This window comes from Salinisphaera sp. (assembly GCF_002729955.1).
In the GTDB taxonomy this organism is placed as follows: Bacteria; Pseudomonadota; Gammaproteobacteria; order Nevskiales; family Salinisphaeraceae; genus Salinisphaera.
In genome coordinates this window covers 30,000-46,293 of record NZ_PBYA01000028.1, presented here as the reverse complement: position 1 = coordinate 46,293, position 16,294 = coordinate 30,000, and the positions used below count along the sequence as shown (strand labels likewise).

General features: G+C 65.0%; 14 protein-coding genes. 13 read left to right on the top strand and 1 reads right to left on the bottom strand.

The features are described 5' to 3' along the window. The first annotated feature begins 42 nt into the window (after positions 1 to 42). On the top strand, positions 43 to 1,509 hold the full coding sequence (locus CMN27_RS07780; protein WP_293625361.1) for a tetratricopeptide repeat protein: 1,467 nt from the start codon (positions 43 to 45) through the stop codon (positions 1,507 to 1,509). A gap of 2 nt (positions 1,510 to 1,511) precedes the next feature. Here CMN27_RS07780 and CMN27_RS07775 read toward each other — a convergent pair whose 3' ends face one another. Next, on the bottom strand, positions 1,512 to 2,384 hold the full coding sequence (locus tag CMN27_RS07775) for a LysR family transcriptional regulator (protein WP_293625359.1): 873 nt from the start codon (positions 2,382 to 2,384) through the stop codon (positions 1,512 to 1,514). A 106-nt stretch (positions 2,385 to 2,490) separates the two neighbouring features. On the opposite strand from CMN27_RS07775, the gene leuC reads away from it, so the two are divergent. The 12 genes from leuC to folC all read left to right on the top strand — a co-directional run bounded on the left by leuC (position 2,491) and on the right by folC (position 16,287). Next, positions 2,491 to 3,900, top strand: a complete 1,410-nt coding sequence (gene leuC / locus CMN27_RS07770; RefSeq protein WP_293625357.1) for a 3-isopropylmalate dehydratase large subunit — start codon at positions 2,491 to 2,493, stop codon at positions 3,898 to 3,900. Next, positions 3,897 to 4,697 carry a class I SAM-dependent methyltransferase gene (locus CMN27_RS07765; RefSeq protein ID WP_293625355.1) on the top strand — a complete coding sequence of 267 codons (801 nt, stop codon included), beginning with the start codon at positions 3,897 to 3,899 and terminating at the stop codon, positions 4,695 to 4,697. Before leuC ends, CMN27_RS07765 begins: the two co-directional genes overlap by 4 nt. A 46-nt stretch (positions 4,698 to 4,743) precedes the next feature. Continuing rightward, positions 4,744 to 5,388: a 3-isopropylmalate dehydratase small subunit gene (leuD, locus tag CMN27_RS07760; protein WP_293625353.1), complete on the top strand. Its 645-nt coding sequence runs from the start codon at positions 4,744 to 4,746 to the stop codon at positions 5,386 to 5,388. 51 nt (positions 5,389 to 5,439) lie between these two features. Then, complete coding sequence (leuB, locus tag CMN27_RS07755; protein WP_293625351.1) at positions 5,440 to 6,516, top strand: 3-isopropylmalate dehydrogenase; 1,077 nt, start codon at positions 5,440 to 5,442, stop codon at positions 6,514 to 6,516. 44 nt (positions 6,517 to 6,560) lie between these two features. Then, positions 6,561 to 7,586 (top strand): aspartate-semialdehyde dehydrogenase, encoded by a 1,026-nt coding sequence (locus CMN27_RS07750; protein WP_293625349.1) that lies wholly within the window; start codon positions 6,561 to 6,563, stop codon positions 7,584 to 7,586. 174 nt (positions 7,587 to 7,760) lie between these two features. Beyond that, positions 7,761 to 10,298, top strand: coding sequence for a FimV/HubP family polar landmark protein (locus tag CMN27_RS07745; RefSeq protein ID WP_293625347.1), 2,538 nt, complete (start codon positions 7,761 to 7,763; stop codon positions 10,296 to 10,298). Positions 10,299 to 10,508: 210 nt separating this feature from the next. Further along, on the top strand, positions 10,509 to 11,288 hold the full coding sequence (gene truA, locus CMN27_RS07740; RefSeq protein WP_293625346.1) for a tRNA pseudouridine(38-40) synthase TruA: 780 nt from the start codon (positions 10,509 to 10,511) through the stop codon (positions 11,286 to 11,288). Between the two features lie 44 nt (positions 11,289 to 11,332). After that, positions 11,333 to 12,004, top strand: a complete 672-nt coding sequence (locus CMN27_RS07735) for a phosphoribosylanthranilate isomerase (RefSeq protein WP_293625345.1) — start codon at positions 11,333 to 11,335, stop codon at positions 12,002 to 12,004. Positions 12,005 to 12,132: 128 nt separating this feature from the next. Then, entirely contained in the window at positions 12,133 to 13,317 is a 1,185-nt protein-coding gene (trpB, locus tag CMN27_RS07730) for a tryptophan synthase subunit beta (protein WP_366515426.1), read from the top strand. Further along, entirely contained in the window at positions 13,314 to 14,150 is an 837-nt protein-coding gene (gene trpA, locus CMN27_RS07725; protein ID WP_293625342.1) for a tryptophan synthase subunit alpha, read from the top strand. The genes trpB and trpA overlap by 4 nt, the downstream gene beginning before the upstream one ends. After that, the gene (gene accD / locus CMN27_RS07720; protein ID WP_293625340.1) at positions 14,147 to 15,034 is read left to right on the top strand and encodes an acetyl-CoA carboxylase, carboxyltransferase subunit beta; all 888 of its coding nucleotides are present in this window, start codon (positions 14,147 to 14,149) and stop codon (positions 15,032 to 15,034) included. Before trpA ends, accD begins: the two co-directional genes overlap by 4 nt. Next, positions 15,031 to 16,287: a bifunctional tetrahydrofolate synthase/dihydrofolate synthase gene (gene folC / locus CMN27_RS07715; RefSeq protein WP_293625338.1), complete on the top strand. Its 1,257-nt coding sequence runs from the start codon at positions 15,031 to 15,033 to the stop codon at positions 16,285 to 16,287. The genes accD and folC overlap by 4 nt, the downstream gene beginning before the upstream one ends. Positions 16,288 to 16,294 lie beyond the last annotated feature (7 nt).

The following is a 16,294-nucleotide window of genomic DNA, read 5'->3' as shown; positions in this document are numbered from 1 at the left end:
TAATACGAACGCAGTAGAACTCGCTTGGGGGATTTCGTTTCCATGACCATCAGATTCAAGACCTCGGCCGCCACGGCCCTTATCGTTGCCGCGCTGTCGGGCGGGGTGGCCCATGCGGACATGGACGCCGCACGCGACGCCCTGTCACGCAACGATTATTCGAGCGCGGTAGAGCAGCTGGACGCGGTATTGGCGAAGTCGCCGAACAACGCCGAAGCCCGGTTTCTCAAGGGCCTCGCGCTCGCTCGCAGCGGCGATACGGCGGCAGCGCTGGATACCTTCAACGCACTGGTGTCGGATAACCCGGAAATGGCCGAGGCCTGGAACAATCTCGGCGTACTGCGTGCCCGCAACAACGACCTCGAAGGCGCGCAGTCGGCGCTGGAAAAGGCGGTCGAAATCAATCCCCAGCACGGTCCGGCGCAAGAGAATCTCGGCGATATCTATGTCGCCATGGCGCAGGGCGCCTATGCGCGCGCGGGCGAGCTGGAAAGCGACAATGCCATCGCCCGGGCCAAAAGCCAGCAGCTGGCCGAGTTCATCGGCGGTGGCATGAGCGCAGGCTCGGCCTCGGCTTCCAAGCCGACGCCGCCGGCCGTACCCAACGTCACGGCCCGTCGCAATGCCCCGGTGGATATCGATACCAGTTCGCCGCAGTCCACGCTGCAAAGCTGGGCGGCAGTCTGGTCGGCGCAGGATGTCGACGGTTATCTGTCGATGTACAGCCCCGACTTCGTGCCCGACGACGGCATGAGCCGTTCGGCCTGGGCCGCACAGCGGCGTGAGCGCGTGAGCGGGCCGGCGCGTATCGACGTTACCCTGAGCAATACCCAGATCGACCACCGCGGCGAGCAGGCGCTGGTGAAGTTCAACCAGCGCTACAAGTCAGACACCTATCAGGACAGCGAGCGCAAGGCGCTGCTGATGCAGGAAACCGCCGACGGCTGGCAGATTCTGCGCGAAGGCGATCCCGACGCAATCCAGTTCACCGTGTCCGCCGACGCTGCTCAGTCCGAAAGCGTCGACAGCCAGCGCGTGAGCGAAGCGCCGCCGCGTGATGGCGCGCCTTCGGCCGACGATTCGAGCCCTGAACCGGCGTCGAATACGCCCAGTCAGAACGCCGGTGCCGAGCCGGCTTCCGCGCCGGCGCAGATGCAGGCCGAAAGCCAGTCGCAGGCACGCCAGGCCGTCGAACAGGCCCTCAAGGACTGGGCGGATGCCTGGGCAGCTCAGGATGTGCGCCGCTATCTGAATGCCTACAGCGACAATTATCAGCCCAAGGACGGCACCAGCCTGACCGCCTGGGCGAAGTCGCGCGACCGCGCCGTGAAGGGCCCGGCCTGGATTCGGGTCGAGATCAGCGATATTCAGGTCAGCCTGCTGGGCGACGATCGCGCCCAGGCCAGCTTCAATCAGCATTACAAGTCCAACACTTACGAAGATCGCGAGCGCAAGCGCGTGACCCTGGTACGCGAGGACGGCGGCTGGCGCATCGTGCGCGAAAGCTAGTGCTAGTCGCGGCGCGCGTCCAGCATCGTTAGCAGGGCGCGCGCTGCGTTGGACAGGCTCCGGCGCGGGTGGCGAATGGCGCCCAGCCGGCGTTCGATATGCACGCCCGGCAGTTCGAGACGGGTGAGCTCCGGGTGCTGCATCGAGGTGGGCAGCACGGTCCAGCCGATGCCCACGCCGGCGAGCATGCGCAGCGTTTCCAGATAATGGCTGGTCATGCGCGGGTCAAGGGTGAGTCCGTACGGCGCCAGCGCCGCCGCGACGATGTCATAGGTGTAGCTTTCCACCGGCGGCAAGACGGCGGGATAGCGTGCCAGATCCGCCACGTTGACCTGCCCGGCGTTGGCCAGGGCATGATCCTGGCCCACGAACACGCTCATCGGATCATTCCAGATACAGTCTTCGACCAGCCCCGGGTGGGGCGGCGTCGGCAGAGTAATCACGGCCAGCTCGCAGTCGCCGTTGACGACGCTGCGACAGGCGGCTTCGGAATCCAGAAATACGATCTCCGGCGTCACGTTCGGATGGCGGGCCACATAGGCGCGCAGTACCTCCGGCATGCGGTGCAGACCCACATGATGTGACAGGGCCAGGCGCAGCGGCCCGGTGGTTTCGACGTGTAAGTTGTCGAGCGCGCGGCGCCCGTCCTGTACCACCGCAAGCAGCTCCCGTGCATGGGGCAGATAAGCCCGCCCGGCCTCGGTCAGCGCGACGCCACGGCCCACACGGTCGAACAGTTCGTGGCCCAGGCGCGTTTCCAGTGACGCCAGGCGTTTGCTGATGGTGGGCTGGCTCAGGTGCAGCGCGTTCGCCGCTGCCTGAAACGAGCCCTGATCACAGACCGTGACGAACGCACGGATCGCTTCGGTTTGCATGAAGGTCGCCCTTGCCTAAAGGTAATCGATTATATCCGAAAGATTCATTTGAGTAATTCATGGGCGGCGCTTAGGCTGTACGCCATCCACTGATACGGAGCCGGTCATGGCACAGACGCTTTACGAAAAACTGTTCAACGAACACCTGGTTCGCGAAGAAGACGGCAATGGCTTGCTGTATATCGACCGTCACATGGTGCACGAAGTCACCTCGCCCCAGGCTTTCGAAGGGCTGGCCCTGGCCGATCGCCCGGTCTGGCGCGTGAATGCCAATCTTGCCGTGCCCGATCACAACGTACCGACCGTCAACCGCGATGGCGGTATTGCCGATACCATTTCGCGTGCCCAGGTGGATGCACTGCTCAGGAACTGCAATGAGCACGGCATTCGCCTGTTCGGCCTGGGCGATCCGCGCCAGGGCATCGTGCATATCATCGGCCCGGAGCAGGGCGCGACGCAGCCGGGGATGACCATCGTCTGCGGTGACTCGCATACCGCCACGCACGGCGCCTTCGGCGCGCTGGCCTTTGGTATCGGCACCTCGGAGGTCGAGCACGTGCTGGCCACCCAGACACTGCCCCAAGCCCGCTCGAAAACGATGCTGGTTCGCGTGGATGGGCAGGTTGCCCCCGGTATTTCCGCCAAGGACATCATGCTCGCGATCATCGGCAAGATCGGCACCGCCGGCGGTACCGGCTATGTGATCGAGTATGGCGGTGAAGCCGTGCGTGCCCTGTCGATGGAAGGTCGGATGACCATCTGCAACATGTCGATCGAGGCCGGCGCCCGTGCCGGCATGGTGGCGGTGGACGACACCACCATCGAATATATGCGCGGTCGCACCTACGCACCGCGCGGTGAAGAGTGGGAGCAGGCCGAACAGTACTGGCGCACGCTGGTATCCGACGAGGATGCCGAGTATGACCAGGTCGTGGTCCTGGATGCGGCCGAGATCGCGCCGCAGGTCACCTGGGGCACCTCGCCGGAAATGGTGGGCCCGGTCACCGATCGGGTGCCGTCCCCGGCCAACGCCGTCAACGAAACGCAGGCCGAAAGCTGGCGCGCGGCGCTGCAGTACATGGATCTCACCCCGGGCGTGCCGATCACCGAAATCATGCTCGACAAGATATTCCTGGGTTCATGCACGAACGCGCGTATCGAAGACCTGCGCGTGGCCGCCGAATACCTCAAGGGCCGCCGGATTGCCCCGAACATCGAGCTGGCGATGGTGGTGCCGGGTTCCGGGTTGGTGAAACAGCAGGCCGAAAAGGAAGGCCTGGACGTGATCTTCAAATCCGCCGGATTTGAATGGCGGGATGCCGGCTGTTCGATGTGCCTGGGCATGAACGACGACAACCTGCTGCCCGGCGAACGCTGTGCATCTACATCCAATCGCAACTTCGAAGGTCGCCAGGGCAAGGGCGGGCGTACCCACCTGGTGAGTCCCGCAATGGCCGCGGCCGCCGCGGTGCACGGGCATTTCGTCGATATCCGCGAACTGGCCATCGAGCAATGAGTACGGCCGTGTGTCGAGACGGCGAAGCCGATCATGGCTGGAACGCGCAGGACTACGCCAGCAATGCACGCTTCGTAGCGGATCTGGCCATGCCGGTGGTCGAGCAGCTCGCGGCGCGACCGGGCGAGCGCGTTCTGGACCTGGGCTGTGGCGACGGCGTGCTGAGCCAGGCCATTGCAGCGCGCGGCGCCGACGTACTCGGCGTCGATGCCAGCGCCGAGCTGGTCGCGGCAGCGCGAGAGCGCGGTATCGATGCGATCGTGGCGGACGGTCACGAACTCGCCGAGTGTAGCCAAATCCCGGGCCGCTTCAACGCGGTTTTCTCCAATGCGGCCCTGCATTGGATGAAACAGGATCCGCAGGCGGTGATCGATGGCGTCTACCAGCGGCTGCTGCCGGGTGGTCGATTCGTGGGCGAGTTCGGCGCGGCGGGTAATGTGGCGCCGGTTCACGATGCGCTTCGTCAGCAAGCCCAGGCTCAGGGGCTGGATGCGGACGCGATCGATCCCTGGTACTTCCCGACCGACGCGCAATATCGCGAGCGCCTGGAACAGGCCGGGTTCACGGTCGAGACACTGTTCAGTTTCGAACGACCGACGCTGCTGCCGGGCGATGTGAGCGGCTGGATTGCCACGCTCGCCGGGCCGTTCGTGGCTGCCTTCGCGCCCGGTTCGGCCCGAACGGACTATATCGCCTCGGTGCGCGAACGTTTGATCGACAGCCTGAGGGATGCCCAGGGACGCTGGACGGTGCCGTATGTGCGGCTACGTTTCGATGCCCGCCGGGCGGCCGCCTGAACCGTTTCGATACTTCAACCGATTTCTAAGTAACGAAGATATCATCATGCAAGAATTCACGATTCACGAAGGATTGGTGGCGCCCCTGGACCGCGCCAATGTCGATACCGACGCCATCATCCCGAAGCAGTTTCTCAAGTCGATTCGTCGTACCGGCTTCGGTCCGCATCTGTTCGACGACTGGCGTTATCTCGACCAGGGCGGGCTGGAAACCGATATCACCAGCCGGCGCGAGAACCCGGACTTCATCCTCAACAAAGAGCCGTATCGGCAGGCGAGTATTCTGCTTGCACGAGAGAACTTTGGCTGTGGTTCTTCACGTGAGCACGCGGTCTGGGCGCTGGCGGATTTCGGTATTCGCTGCGTGATCGCGCCGAGCTTTGCCGATATCTTCTATAACAATTGCTTCAAGAATGGCGTGTTACCCATTGCCTTGAAAGAAGAAATGGTTGACGCTTTGTTCGCGGAGGCCGAGTCGAACTCGGGCATGACGGCCAAGGTGGACCTGCACCAGCAGCAGATCGTGACGGCGGCCGGCGACATCTACGATTTCGATATCGACGCTTATCGGCGCAAGAACATGCTCGCCGGTCTGGACGACATCGGCCTGACATTGCAGCATGCCGATGAGATCCGTGCGTTCGAGGCCCGGCGTGCACAGGAAAAGCCTTGGCTGTTCCGCGACCTGTAGGCCCATTGCGTTTCGCTTGCCCGCGTATTCGGTAAAAGGACAGATCATTCCATGACAGCAAGAATTCTCGTGATGCCCGGCGATGGCGTGGGCCCCGAAATCTGTCGGGAGGCCGTGCGCCTGCTCGATACGCTGGCCAGCGACCACGGCCTGGATATCGAGCTGGATGAAGCTCTTGTAGGCGGCGCGGCGATCGACGCCGAGGGTGAACCGTTGCCGGCGTCTTCGCTGGCCGCGGCGCGCGAGGCCGACGCCATTCTGTTCGGCGCGATCGGCGGCCCGAAATGGGACGACGAGCCGCGCGAGAACCGGCCCGAATCCGGCCTGCTGCGACTGCGCAGCGAGCTGGGGCTGTTCGCGAATCTGCGCCCGGCGATTCTGTACCCGCAGCTTGCACACGTATCGGCGCTCAAGCGGGATATCGTCTCGGGCCTGGACATCATGATCGTGCGCGAGCTGACCGGCGGCATCTACTTCGGCAAGCCTGCGGGTCGGCACATGAACGCCAACGGCAAGCGCGAAGCGTTCAATACCATGCGCTACGACGAGGACGAAATCCGTCGTATCGGTCGCACCGCCTTCGATATCGCCCGCGCGCGCGGCGGCCGGCTGTGCAGCGTCGACAAGGCCAATGTGCTCGACGTCTCCCAGCTGTGGCGGGACGTGATGAACGAGCTGCATGCCGAGTATCAGGACGTGGAACTCACACATATGTACGTCGACAACGCCGCCATGCAGCTGGTGCGGGCGCCCAAGCAGTTCGACACGCTTGTGACCGGCAATCTGTTCGGCGACGTGCTCTCGGACGCGGCGGCGATGCTTACCGGCTCGATCGGCATGCTGCCGTCGGCGTCGATGGATATCAACGGCAAGGGTCTGTACGAACCGGTCCACGGCAGCGCGCCCGATATCGCCGGCCAGGGCGTGGCCAATCCGTTGGCCACGATCCTGTCGGTGGCGATGATGCTGCGCTACTCGCTGGACCGGGGCGATCTCGCCGACAAGGTGGAAAACGCGGTGGGCTATGCGCTGGATCGCGGCCTGCGTACGCGCGACATCATGGACGATGAAACGCAGATGGCGAGTACCCAGGAGATCGGGGGCGCCATCGTCGATATGCTGCGCTGAACAGCGCGTGCAGCGGAATAAACCGGCCATTGATCAGGGGCGCAATGACCAAGACATATGATGTGGCCGTGGTCGGTGCGACCGGCACGGTTGGCGAGGTCATGCTCGAAATCCTCGAGGAGCGCGAGTTTCCGGTCGGGCGTATCTTTGCGCTGGCCAGCAAACGTTCGGCCGGCAAGCGGGCGCGCTTTCGCGACAAGAGCGTATCGGTGGCGAACGTGGCCGATTTCGACTTCTCGCGGGTGCAGTTAGCGCTGTTCGCAGCGGGGGATGCCGTCTCGCGGCAGTTTGCGCCCGCGGCGGCGGCTGCGGGCTGCGTGGTCGTCGACAGCAGTGCGCATTTTCGTGACGCCGAAGACGTGCCGCTGATCGTGCCCGAGGTGAACCCGCAGGCGCTTGCCGGCTATTGCAGGCGCGGGATCGTGGCCAGTCCGGGCGGGCCGAGCATTCAGATGGCGATGGCACTCAAACCGATTCACGAGGTAGCCGAGGTTCGGCGCGTCAACGTGACTACGTATCAGGCCGTATCCGGCTCCGGGGCGACGGGTCTGCGCGAACTGGCCGATCAGAGCGCGCGGCTTCTCAACGCTCAGGCGATCAAGACGCCCGCGGTGTACACCAAGCAGATCGCGTTCAACGTTCTGGCCCAGATCGATACGCTTGAAGACAACGGCTATACCCGCGAGGAGATGGCACTGGTCGGCGAAACGCGGCGAATTCTCGATGCGCCCGGCATGCAGATCAATCCGACCGCGGTACAGGTGCCGGTGTTTTTCGGCCATTCCGAAGCCATACACCTGGAAACGCGCGACAAGCTATCGGCCGTGCAGGCATGCCGGCTGCTGGCGGATGCGCCGGGCCTAACGGTTGTCGATACGCCGGAAGCCGGCGGCTATGCAAGCGCCGTGACCGATGCCGCGAACCAGGACGAGGTGTTCGTTTCGCGTATCCGAGAAGACATTTCATGTGAAAATGGTCTAAATTTCTGGGTCGTGGCCGATAACGTACGCAGGGGCGCTGCGCTCAATAGTGTGCAGATCGCCGAGAGACTGATCGAAGAATACATATAGACATCTACGACGCGCCGGGCCGGCAGGCTGCCAGGCGCGTCGGCCCTTGAGCTTCGCATGCGAAGACGAGGGTCGGATTCAGGGGGATACGCAGGCGCCGTGGTCGATTCAAAATCGTGTTTGAGGCGCGGGCTGCAGACTGCAGCCGTGGCCGCCTTGTTGGGGAACGCGGGCGTGGCATCCGCGCTTGGGTTCGGGACCATTCGCGTGCATTCGGCGCTTAACGAACCGCTGAACGCCACGATCAATCTCGTGGCGCTCACGCCCGAAGAAAAGACGGCGCTGCAGGTCGATATGGCCAGCGCCGACATGTTCCGGCGTTTCGGAATCCAGCGTACAAGCCTGGCGGATCGTATCCGTATCGTGGCCGCGCCGGGTAATGAGGACAGTCAGGTGCTGTTGCGCCTGACCACCGATGCGCCGGTTCAGGAACCGTTCCTGCGTTTTCTCATCGAGGCCGATACCGGCAGCGGCCGCGCCCTGCGCGAATACACGGTCCTGCTCGATCCGCCCGGCCAGGCCCCGGCCGGGACTCAGGCCGGGACCCAGGTCCAACCACAGACCGAGGCGAGCGCGCCGCAGCCCGGCGCTGCAAACCCGCGGCCGCGGGCGTCGCAACAGCCGACACCGGCACGCTCGCCGGCAAACGCAGGCCCGGCGGCCGGCACTGCGTCGAGCACCAGCGCAGCCGAGCCCGTGCCCGATCGCTATGGTCCGGTACAGGCCGGCGAAACGCTGTCGCGTATCGCGGCTGATCTGCGTCGGCCCGGTACCACGCTGGACCAGATGCAGGTCGCGATCTATCGCAACAACCCACAGGCGTTCAGCGACAACATGAACATCCTGCTACGCGGCGCGATGCTCTCTGTACCGCCGGTCGAACGTATTCGTGCCATAGAAAACGGCGAGGCACGCGCGGTCGTGCGCCAGCAGCAGGCCGAGGCAATGGAGCGCCTGGCCCAGGCCGATGCCGCGACCGCGGTCGATCGCGCCGGTCCCACGGCCGATGTCTCCTCGGCGACCACCGATGCGCGTTTGCGTCTGGAACCGTCGCGTATCGATGGTCGGGGCGAGGTCGGTACGGCCGGTTTCGGCCGGCTGGCCATGCCCGATTTCGACAGCGCCGGCAACGAAACCGGCCCGGCCACACCCGCCACCACCGAGGTCGGCGAAGCCGGCCAGGGCGAGGCCGATCCGGGTGAGGCCGATCCGATGGTTGCCGAAGGTGGGGCCACACCCGATTCCGTTGCGCCCTCGACAGGCTCGGTCGGCGAGGTCGATGCGACCACGAGCACAGGCTCGCCGGTCGATGACGCAGGCAATACGGCAGCGGTCGACAATGATACGGCGGTTGCGGACACCGCCGAGCCGACTGCCCCAGGCACGACGTCGCCTGCTGAATCACCGGATACGCTGACCGGCAACACCGCCGAACCCGCGCTGACGACCGATAGCGAAAACGACGGCGTCGACTCGTCTTCGGCCGTTGCGGTCGATGGTGACGATGTCAACGCGAGCGAAGGGGGCGACTACCGGCCGCTGCCGTCGTCGGATACGGATGTCGTCGGGGCATCCGGCACCGACGGCCTGCTGCGTCCGCGCAACCTGTTGTTGTTTGCCGGGGGGCTGGGCCTCGTGGGGCTGCTTCTGGCCTGGCGTCGACGCCGGCAGTACAAGCCGGTGCCGCTGCATTTCGAGGCCGAAGGTGGGCATGCGGCCGAACCGACCGTTGACGAGCCGCTGCCGGCGGCGGGCGAGCCGCGCCAGGCGCATATCGCCCCGGCGCCGGATACGGGCCGGCCGTCGCAGCGCATTGAACGCGCCGAGACCCAGATCAAGGCCGGCGAGTTCGACCAAGCACGCGAAACCCTTGAAGCCGGGCTGAAAGAGCATCCCAACGACAGTGCGTTGCAGGACAAGCGGCTCGAGCTGGACTATCTCACCGGCGACGATCAGGCTTTCATGGCCAACATCGAGCGTTTCGGCACGGCGCTCAGCGACAACGGTGTGCGCTGGGCCGGCGTTGCCTCCATGGGTCGGGTTCTACGCCCGCAGGATCCGCGTTTCGCGCTCGGCCTGGAAGGCGATAGCCCCGCTGCGACACCCGCCGAGGAAGACGGGTCGGCCCAGCCGGACGCCGAGTCGGCCGATGCGCTGTACGACAGCTTCATGTCGAGCAACGACAGCGGCCTCGACGACGAACTGCCGCCGGTGCCGGAAGAAGACGACGCCGCGGCCGAGCGTTTTTTCAGCATCGACGAGTCGAGCGACGACGTCGACCCCGCCCCGACGCCCTCTGCTCGTGGCGAGGATGCCGCGGCGCAAGGCCAGGGTCGCCGCGACACGGCGGCCGATATGGATGGCTTCGAGTGGGAAGACCAGAAGATCGAAGGCGGTGACGAGCGCGAGCACGATCAGGGCGACGAGCCGGGCCTGACGTTCGATCTGGACAGTCCGCGCGAGTCGGCGCCCAAGCCCGAGCCCAAATCGATCCAGACCATCGATACCGACGGCTTCGACCTCGACGACGGCAGCGATAACGAGAACGGCGAGGACGGTGATACCGATCCGGTCGAAATCCGTCTCGATCTTGCGCGCATGTATATCGAGATGGAAGACAACACCGCGGCGCGCGAACTGCTCGAAGACGTGCAGAAAGAGGGCGATGAAACGCAGCGCGCGACCGCGACCGAGTTGTTGAACAAGCTCTAGGGCCTGTTCATACTGCCGGCGGCCGGCATGCCGGCCGAGCCTGAACAGGCCTGGCCGCCGGCGTTTTTCTTTACTCGACGTACCCACGGCAGACCCTAGCCGTCCGAATCCTATGCGGATGTCCTTCATCGAACCGCACACCGCGGCCGCGCCGTCGGGCGTCGCCGTGTTTTCATGCCGCGCAATGTGCGTCTGCGGGAGGGCGCGTTAGTGCGCTGGGCAGCCTGTGTTGAATACGATGGCTCGGCCTATCACGGTTGGCAGAGTCAGCCGCACACGGCGAGCGTTCAGGACACCCTCGAAGCCGCGCTGTCGCGCCTGGCCGCGACGCCGATTCGTACCGTCTGCAGCGGGCGTACCGATACAGGCGTGCATGCCCAGGGCCAGATCGTGCATTTCGATACCGACGTGCAGCGCAGCGAACGGGCGTGGCTGCTCGGTACCAATCGCTATTTGCCCGACGATGTCGCCCTGCAGTGGGTGATGCCGATCTCGACCGATTTTCATGCGCGTTTCGGCGCGATCGCACGGGAGTATCGTTACTGGATTCTGGATCGCACCGCGCCGAGCGCGCTGTGGCGCAACCGTGCCTATCATTCCCACCACCGGCTCGATGAAGGCGCCATGCACGAGGCGGCCCAGCATCTGCTCGGTTATCAAGACTTCAGCGCGTTTCGAGCCGCGGCCTGTCAGGCGAAGACGCCGTGGCGCGAACTCACCCGTTGCGATGTCGTACGCCGCGGGGACTGGGTGCGCCTGGAAGTCCACGCCAACGCCTTTCTGCATCATATGGTGCGCAATATCGTGGGCAGCCTGTTGCCGATCGGGCGCGGCCAGTACGACAGCGAATGGATAGCCCAGTTGCTGGCCGAAGGCGACCGACGCCGTGCCGGCATGACCGCACCCGCCCAGGGTCTTTCGCTGCGTCGTGTGTACTATCCGCCGGAATTCGAGCTGCCCGCCCCGGCGCTGGATGACGACGGCTGGTAAACTGTCGTATTGGCAAACACGGGTCATTCGCCATCGCGACGGCTATGAAACGAGTACGCATCAAGATTTGTGGCATCACGCGCCTTGAAGACGCGCTGGCCTGCGTGGATGCGGGCGCGGATGCGATCGGTTTCGTCTTTCACGAAGCCAGCGCCCGGGCCATCGACGTTCAGCACGCCTGTGAAATAAGCCGCCGGCTGCCGCCGTTCGTGGCGAGGGTGGCGCTGTTTCTCGAACCGGCGCCCGCTGCGGTGCAAACCGTGCTCGACGAGCTGCGTCCGGACGCGCTCCAGTTTCATGGTCGCGAGACGGCGGAGTTCTGTCGGCGTTTCGCCTGGCCGTTCCTCAAGAGCGTGCCGATGGGCGAAGAAAACGTCGAGCCGAGGGCCTGGGCCGATTATTATCACGATGCGCAGGGGCTGTTGCTCGACGCCAACCGTGCCGGTGCAGCCGGTGGCAGCGGCAAGACCTTTGACTGGCAGCGTGAGGCCGCGATGCCCGATATGCCCATCATCATCGCCGGTGGCCTGCATGCCGACAACGTCGGTGAAGCCATTCAGCGTTTTCAGCCGTATGCGGTGGATGTGAGCAGCGGGGTCGAGAGCGCACCGGGTATCAAGGATGCCGACAAGGTGCGTGCTTTCACCGCTGCCGTGAGCCGCGCCCGGCCCGGCGGTATCGAGCGCCGGCAAGGCGAGCAGGCCGAGCCGGGCTGAGGCGAAGAACTAGGATTGACGAGCGACGCCCGATCGGGCGTTTCGATCGAACGGAGGCTTGAAGTATGAATACACCCGAACCCCAGCAGCTCGACCCCGGCACACCGCTGGTTCACGCCTGGCGCAACATGCCGGACGTGCGTGGCCATTTCGGCCCCTACGGCGGGCGCTTCGTTGCCGAAACGCTGATGGCGCCGCTCGATGAACTGTCCGAAGCCTACGAAGCCGCGCGTAACGATCCGGCCTTCATGGCCGCACTCGACAACGATCTGGCCGACTACGTCGGGCGGCCGACGCCGATCTACCACGCCGAGCGTCTGTCCAAGAAGGCGGGTGGCGCCCAGATCTGGTTCAAGCGTGAAGATCTGAACCATACCGGCGCGCACAAGATCAACAACACCATCGGCCAGGCGCTGCTGGCGGCCCGGATGGGCAAGAAACGCATCATCGCCGAAACCGGTGCTGGCCAGCACGGCGTGGCCACGGCCACGGTGGCCGCCCGGCTGGGGCTGGAGTGCGTGGTGTTCATGGGCAGCGAAGACATGCGCCGCCAGGCCACCAACGTCTATCGCATGCGTCTGCTCGGCGCCGAGGTGCGGCCGGTGGAATCCGGATCGAAGACGCTCAAGGACGCCATGAACGAGGCATTGCGCGACTGGGTGGCCCATGTCGACGATACCTTCTACATCATCGGCACGGTCGCCGGCCCGCATCCCTATCCGGCCATGGTGCGCGATTTCCAGGCCGTGATCGGGCGCGAGTCCCGGCGTCAGATGCTCGAACGTCTGGATCGGCTGCCGGATGCGGTGGTGGCCTGTGTGGGCGGCGGCTCGAATGCGATCGGCATCTTCTATCCGTTCCTCGACGACGAAGACGTACAGATCTACGGCGTGGAAGCCGGCGGCGACGGGGTGGCCACCGGCCGCCATGCGGCGCCGCTGTCGGCCGGGCGTTCCGGCGTGCTGCACGGCAATCGCACTTACCTGATGCAGGACGACAACGGCCAGATCAGCGGTACGCACTCCGTGTCCGCCGGGCTCGACTATCCGGGTGTAGGCCCCGAGCACTCCTGGCTCAAGGATATCGGGCGTGCGCACTACGTCGACATCACCGATACCGAAGCGCTCAACGCATTCCATGAATGCACTCGTATCGAGGGCATCATGCCGGCGCTGGAATCCGCCCATGCCGTGGCCTACGCCCAGAAGCTGGCGGCCACGATGAAGCCGGATCAGATCGTTCTGGTGAACATGTCCGGGCGCGGCGACAAGGATATGAACAGCGTCGCCGAAGCCGCAGGAGAATCGCTGTGAGCCGTCTGGCCAGCCGTCTGGGCGCACTTCGCGAGCAGGGCCGTAGCGCGCTGATCCCGTATCTCACCGCCGGCGATCCGGCGCCGGACGCGACCGCGGGCTTCATGCATGCCCTGGTCGAGGCCGGCGCCGACGTGCTGGAAGTGGGCGTGCCGTTCACCGATCCCATGGCCGATGGGCCGGTCATTCAGGGTGCCTGCGAACGGGCCCTGGCGGCTGGCATGAGCCTGTCGGGCGTGCTGGATATCGTCACGGAGTTCCGTCAGCGCGATAATGAAACGCCGATCGTGTTGATGGGTTATCTCAACCCCGTCGATCGCATGGGGCTGGATACATTCGCCGAGCGCGCACAAAAGGCGGGCGTGGACGGCGTGCTCATCGTCGACATGACCGCCGAAGAGGCGCCCGACGTCGTACCGACGCTGGAAGACGCCGGGCTCGACGCGGTCTGTCTTATCGCGCCCACCACGGGCGATGCCCGCATCGAAAAGATCTGCGCCAAGGCAAGCGGTTTCATCTACTACGTATCGTTCAAGGGCGTGACCGGCTCGGCGAGCCTGGACGTATCGTCGCTGGCGGCAAGCGTTGAGCGTATTCGCGCTAAAACCCAGCTGCCGGTCGCCGTGGGTTTCGGTGTGAGCACGCCGGAAAACGCCGCCGATGTATCGCGGGTGGCTGATGCCGTGGTGGTGGGCAGCGCGCTCGTGCGCCAGATCGCCGAACACGGGGCCGACCGCGACGCCACCCAGGCCGCGTTACGCGATACGCTGTCGGCCATGCGTCGCGCGATCGACGAACAGGACAATACGCAAGGGGAGGCACGCCGCGCATGAGCTGGCTCGAAAAACTCATGCCGTCGCAGATGCGCAACGACTCGGCGGCAAAGAAAAGCACGGTCCCCGAAGGACTGTGGACCAAATGCAGCAATTGCGGCGCGGTGCTTTACAGCGCGGAAATGGAGCGCGCGCTGGAAGTCTGCCCGAAGTGCAATGCACACCAGCGCCTGCGCGCGCGCAAGCGGCTCGACCTGTTTCTCGACCCCGACAATCGCGAAGAGCTGGCGTTGGGCATAGAGCCGCGTGACCCGCTCAAGTTTCGCGACAGCCGCAAGTATCGCGAGCGCCTGAGCCAGGCGCAGAAGGATTCCGGCGAACGCGAAGCCGCGCTGGTGATGGCCGGTACGCTCAAGCAGATGCCGGTGGTGGCAGGCGCACTGGACTTTGGCTTCATGGGCGGGTCCATGGGCAGCGTCGTCGGCGAAGCCTTCGTACGCGGCGTGCACGGCGCCATCGAGCGCAATTGCCCGTTCATATTCTTTTCCGCCAGCGGTGGCGCCCGCATGCAGGAAGGTCTGTTCTCTTTGCTGCAGATGGGCAAGACCAGTACGGCGCTCACCCGTCTGGCCGATCGCGGCCTGCCGTTCGTGTCGGTGCTGACCCATCCGACCATGGGCGGCGTGGCCGCAAGTTACGCCATGCTGGGCGATATCAACGTGGCCGAACCGGAAGCGCTCATCGGCTTCGCCGGCCCGCGCGTGATCGAGCAGACGGTCAAGCAGACCCTGCCGGAAGGTTTTCAGCGCAGCGAATTTCTGCTCGAGCACGGCGCGATCGACATGATCGTCGAACGCCGCCACCTGCGTGACCGCATTCACAAAGTCGTCTCCGTATTCATGCATCACGATGCCGCGTCCGAACAGGCCGCCGATGTAACGTGAACGAACCTGCGCCGCTCGAAGGCAGCGTCGACGACTGGCTGGCCTGGCAGCTCACGCTGCATGCCAGCGAGATGGAGCTGGGCCTGTCTCGGGTGGCCGAGGTGGCCCACCGCCTGGGCGTACCCACGGGCCGTGCCCGACGCGTAATCGTTGCCGGCACCAATGGCAAGGGCAGCTGTGCGGCGCTTATCGAGCAGCTGCTGTCTGACGGGGCCCGGGTGGGCACCTATACCTCGCCGCATCTGTGGCGCTACAACGAGCGCTTTCGTATCGACGGCGCGCCGGTCTCGGATGCCGCGCTGCTGCGTGCCTTCAAGGCCGTGGAAGCCGCACGCGGAGAGACCTCGCTGACGTTTTTCGAGTACGGCACGCTGGCCGCGCTCTGGTTGTTCGATGCCGAGCGCGTGGATTATGCCGTGCTCGAGGTTGGCCTGGGCGGGCGTCTGGATGCGGTGAATATCGTCGACGCCGATGTCGCGCTGATCACCAACATTGGCCTCGATCATCTCGACTGGCTCGGCAACGATCGGGAAAGCATCGGCTACGAGAAGGCGGGGGTGATGCGCCCGGATCGCCCGGCCATTTGTTGCGATCGTCAGCCGCCGGCCTCGCTGGCGCGTCATGCCCGGGAGATCGGCGCACGGCTGGAAGGCATCGGCGAAGCATTCGATATCGAATACGTTGCCGGCGGCTGGTCTTTTCATCGCGGCGGCCGCAGGCGTGAACTGTCGCGGGTGCGCGGCGTGCTGGCTGACAATCTCGCCGGCGCTCTGGCCGTCGTTGATGCGCTGACCGGTACGCTGCCGGGTGCGGCGGCGATCGACAACGCCTGTCGTGCACAGGCTCGGCTGGTCGGGCGTCGCGAGCGCGTCGACGCCGCCGTCCCGATCATCTACGATGTCGCCCACAATGCCGAGGCGGTCGCGGTGCTCGCCACGGAACTGGCCAGCGAACGCGTGCCCGGCCAGACGCACGTCGTATTGGGCATGCTCGCGGACAAACCGGTCGAAACGGTGATCGCACACCTTGAAAAGATCGCCGACCGGTTCTATTTCGCAGGGCTGGATACGCTGGGCAGTCGCGGTCTTTCAGCACGGGAGCTGGCCCGGCGTGCCGGTATCGAAGGTGGGTGTTTCGAGTCGCCGGCTGCTGCGTTGAGCGCGGCGCTGGCAGCCAGCGAGGCCGGAGATCGCGTGGTCGTGTGTGGTTCGTTTCTTACCGTGGCGCACGCCCGGAGGCCAATGCCGTCATGAAGGATGT

Bases quoted from the DNA above. Each gene is read 5' to 3' on its own strand.
- leuB (WP_293625351.1), top strand. From the start codon at position 5,440: ATGACAGCAAGAATTCTCGTGATGCCCGGCGATGGCGTGGGCCCCGAA.
- CMN27_RS07780 (WP_293625361.1), top strand. From the start codon at position 43: ATGACCATCAGATTCAAGACCTCGGCCGCCACGGCCCTTATCGTTGCC.
- CMN27_RS07765 (WP_293625355.1), top strand. From the start codon at position 3,897: ATGAGTACGGCCGTGTGTCGAGACGGCGAAGCCGATCATGGCTGGAAC.
- CMN27_RS07750 (WP_293625349.1), top strand. From the start codon at position 6,561: ATGACCAAGACATATGATGTGGCCGTGGTCGGTGCGACCGGCACGGTT.
- leuD (WP_293625353.1), top strand. From the start codon at position 4,744: ATGCAAGAATTCACGATTCACGAAGGATTGGTGGCGCCCCTGGACCGC.
- CMN27_RS07775 (WP_293625359.1), bottom strand. From the start codon at position 2,384: ATGCAAACCGAAGCGATCCGTGCGTTCGTCACGGTCTGTGATCAGGGC.
- accD (WP_293625340.1), top strand. From the start codon at position 14,147: ATGAGCTGGCTCGAAAAACTCATGCCGTCGCAGATGCGCAACGACTCG.
- trpB (WP_366515426.1), top strand. From the start codon at position 12,133: ATGCCGGACGTGCGTGGCCATTTCGGCCCCTACGGCGGGCGCTTCGTT.
- leuC (WP_293625357.1), top strand. From the start codon at position 2,491: ATGGCACAGACGCTTTACGAAAAACTGTTCAACGAACACCTGGTTCGC.
- CMN27_RS07735 (WP_293625345.1), top strand. From the start codon at position 11,333: ATGAAACGAGTACGCATCAAGATTTGTGGCATCACGCGCCTTGAAGAC.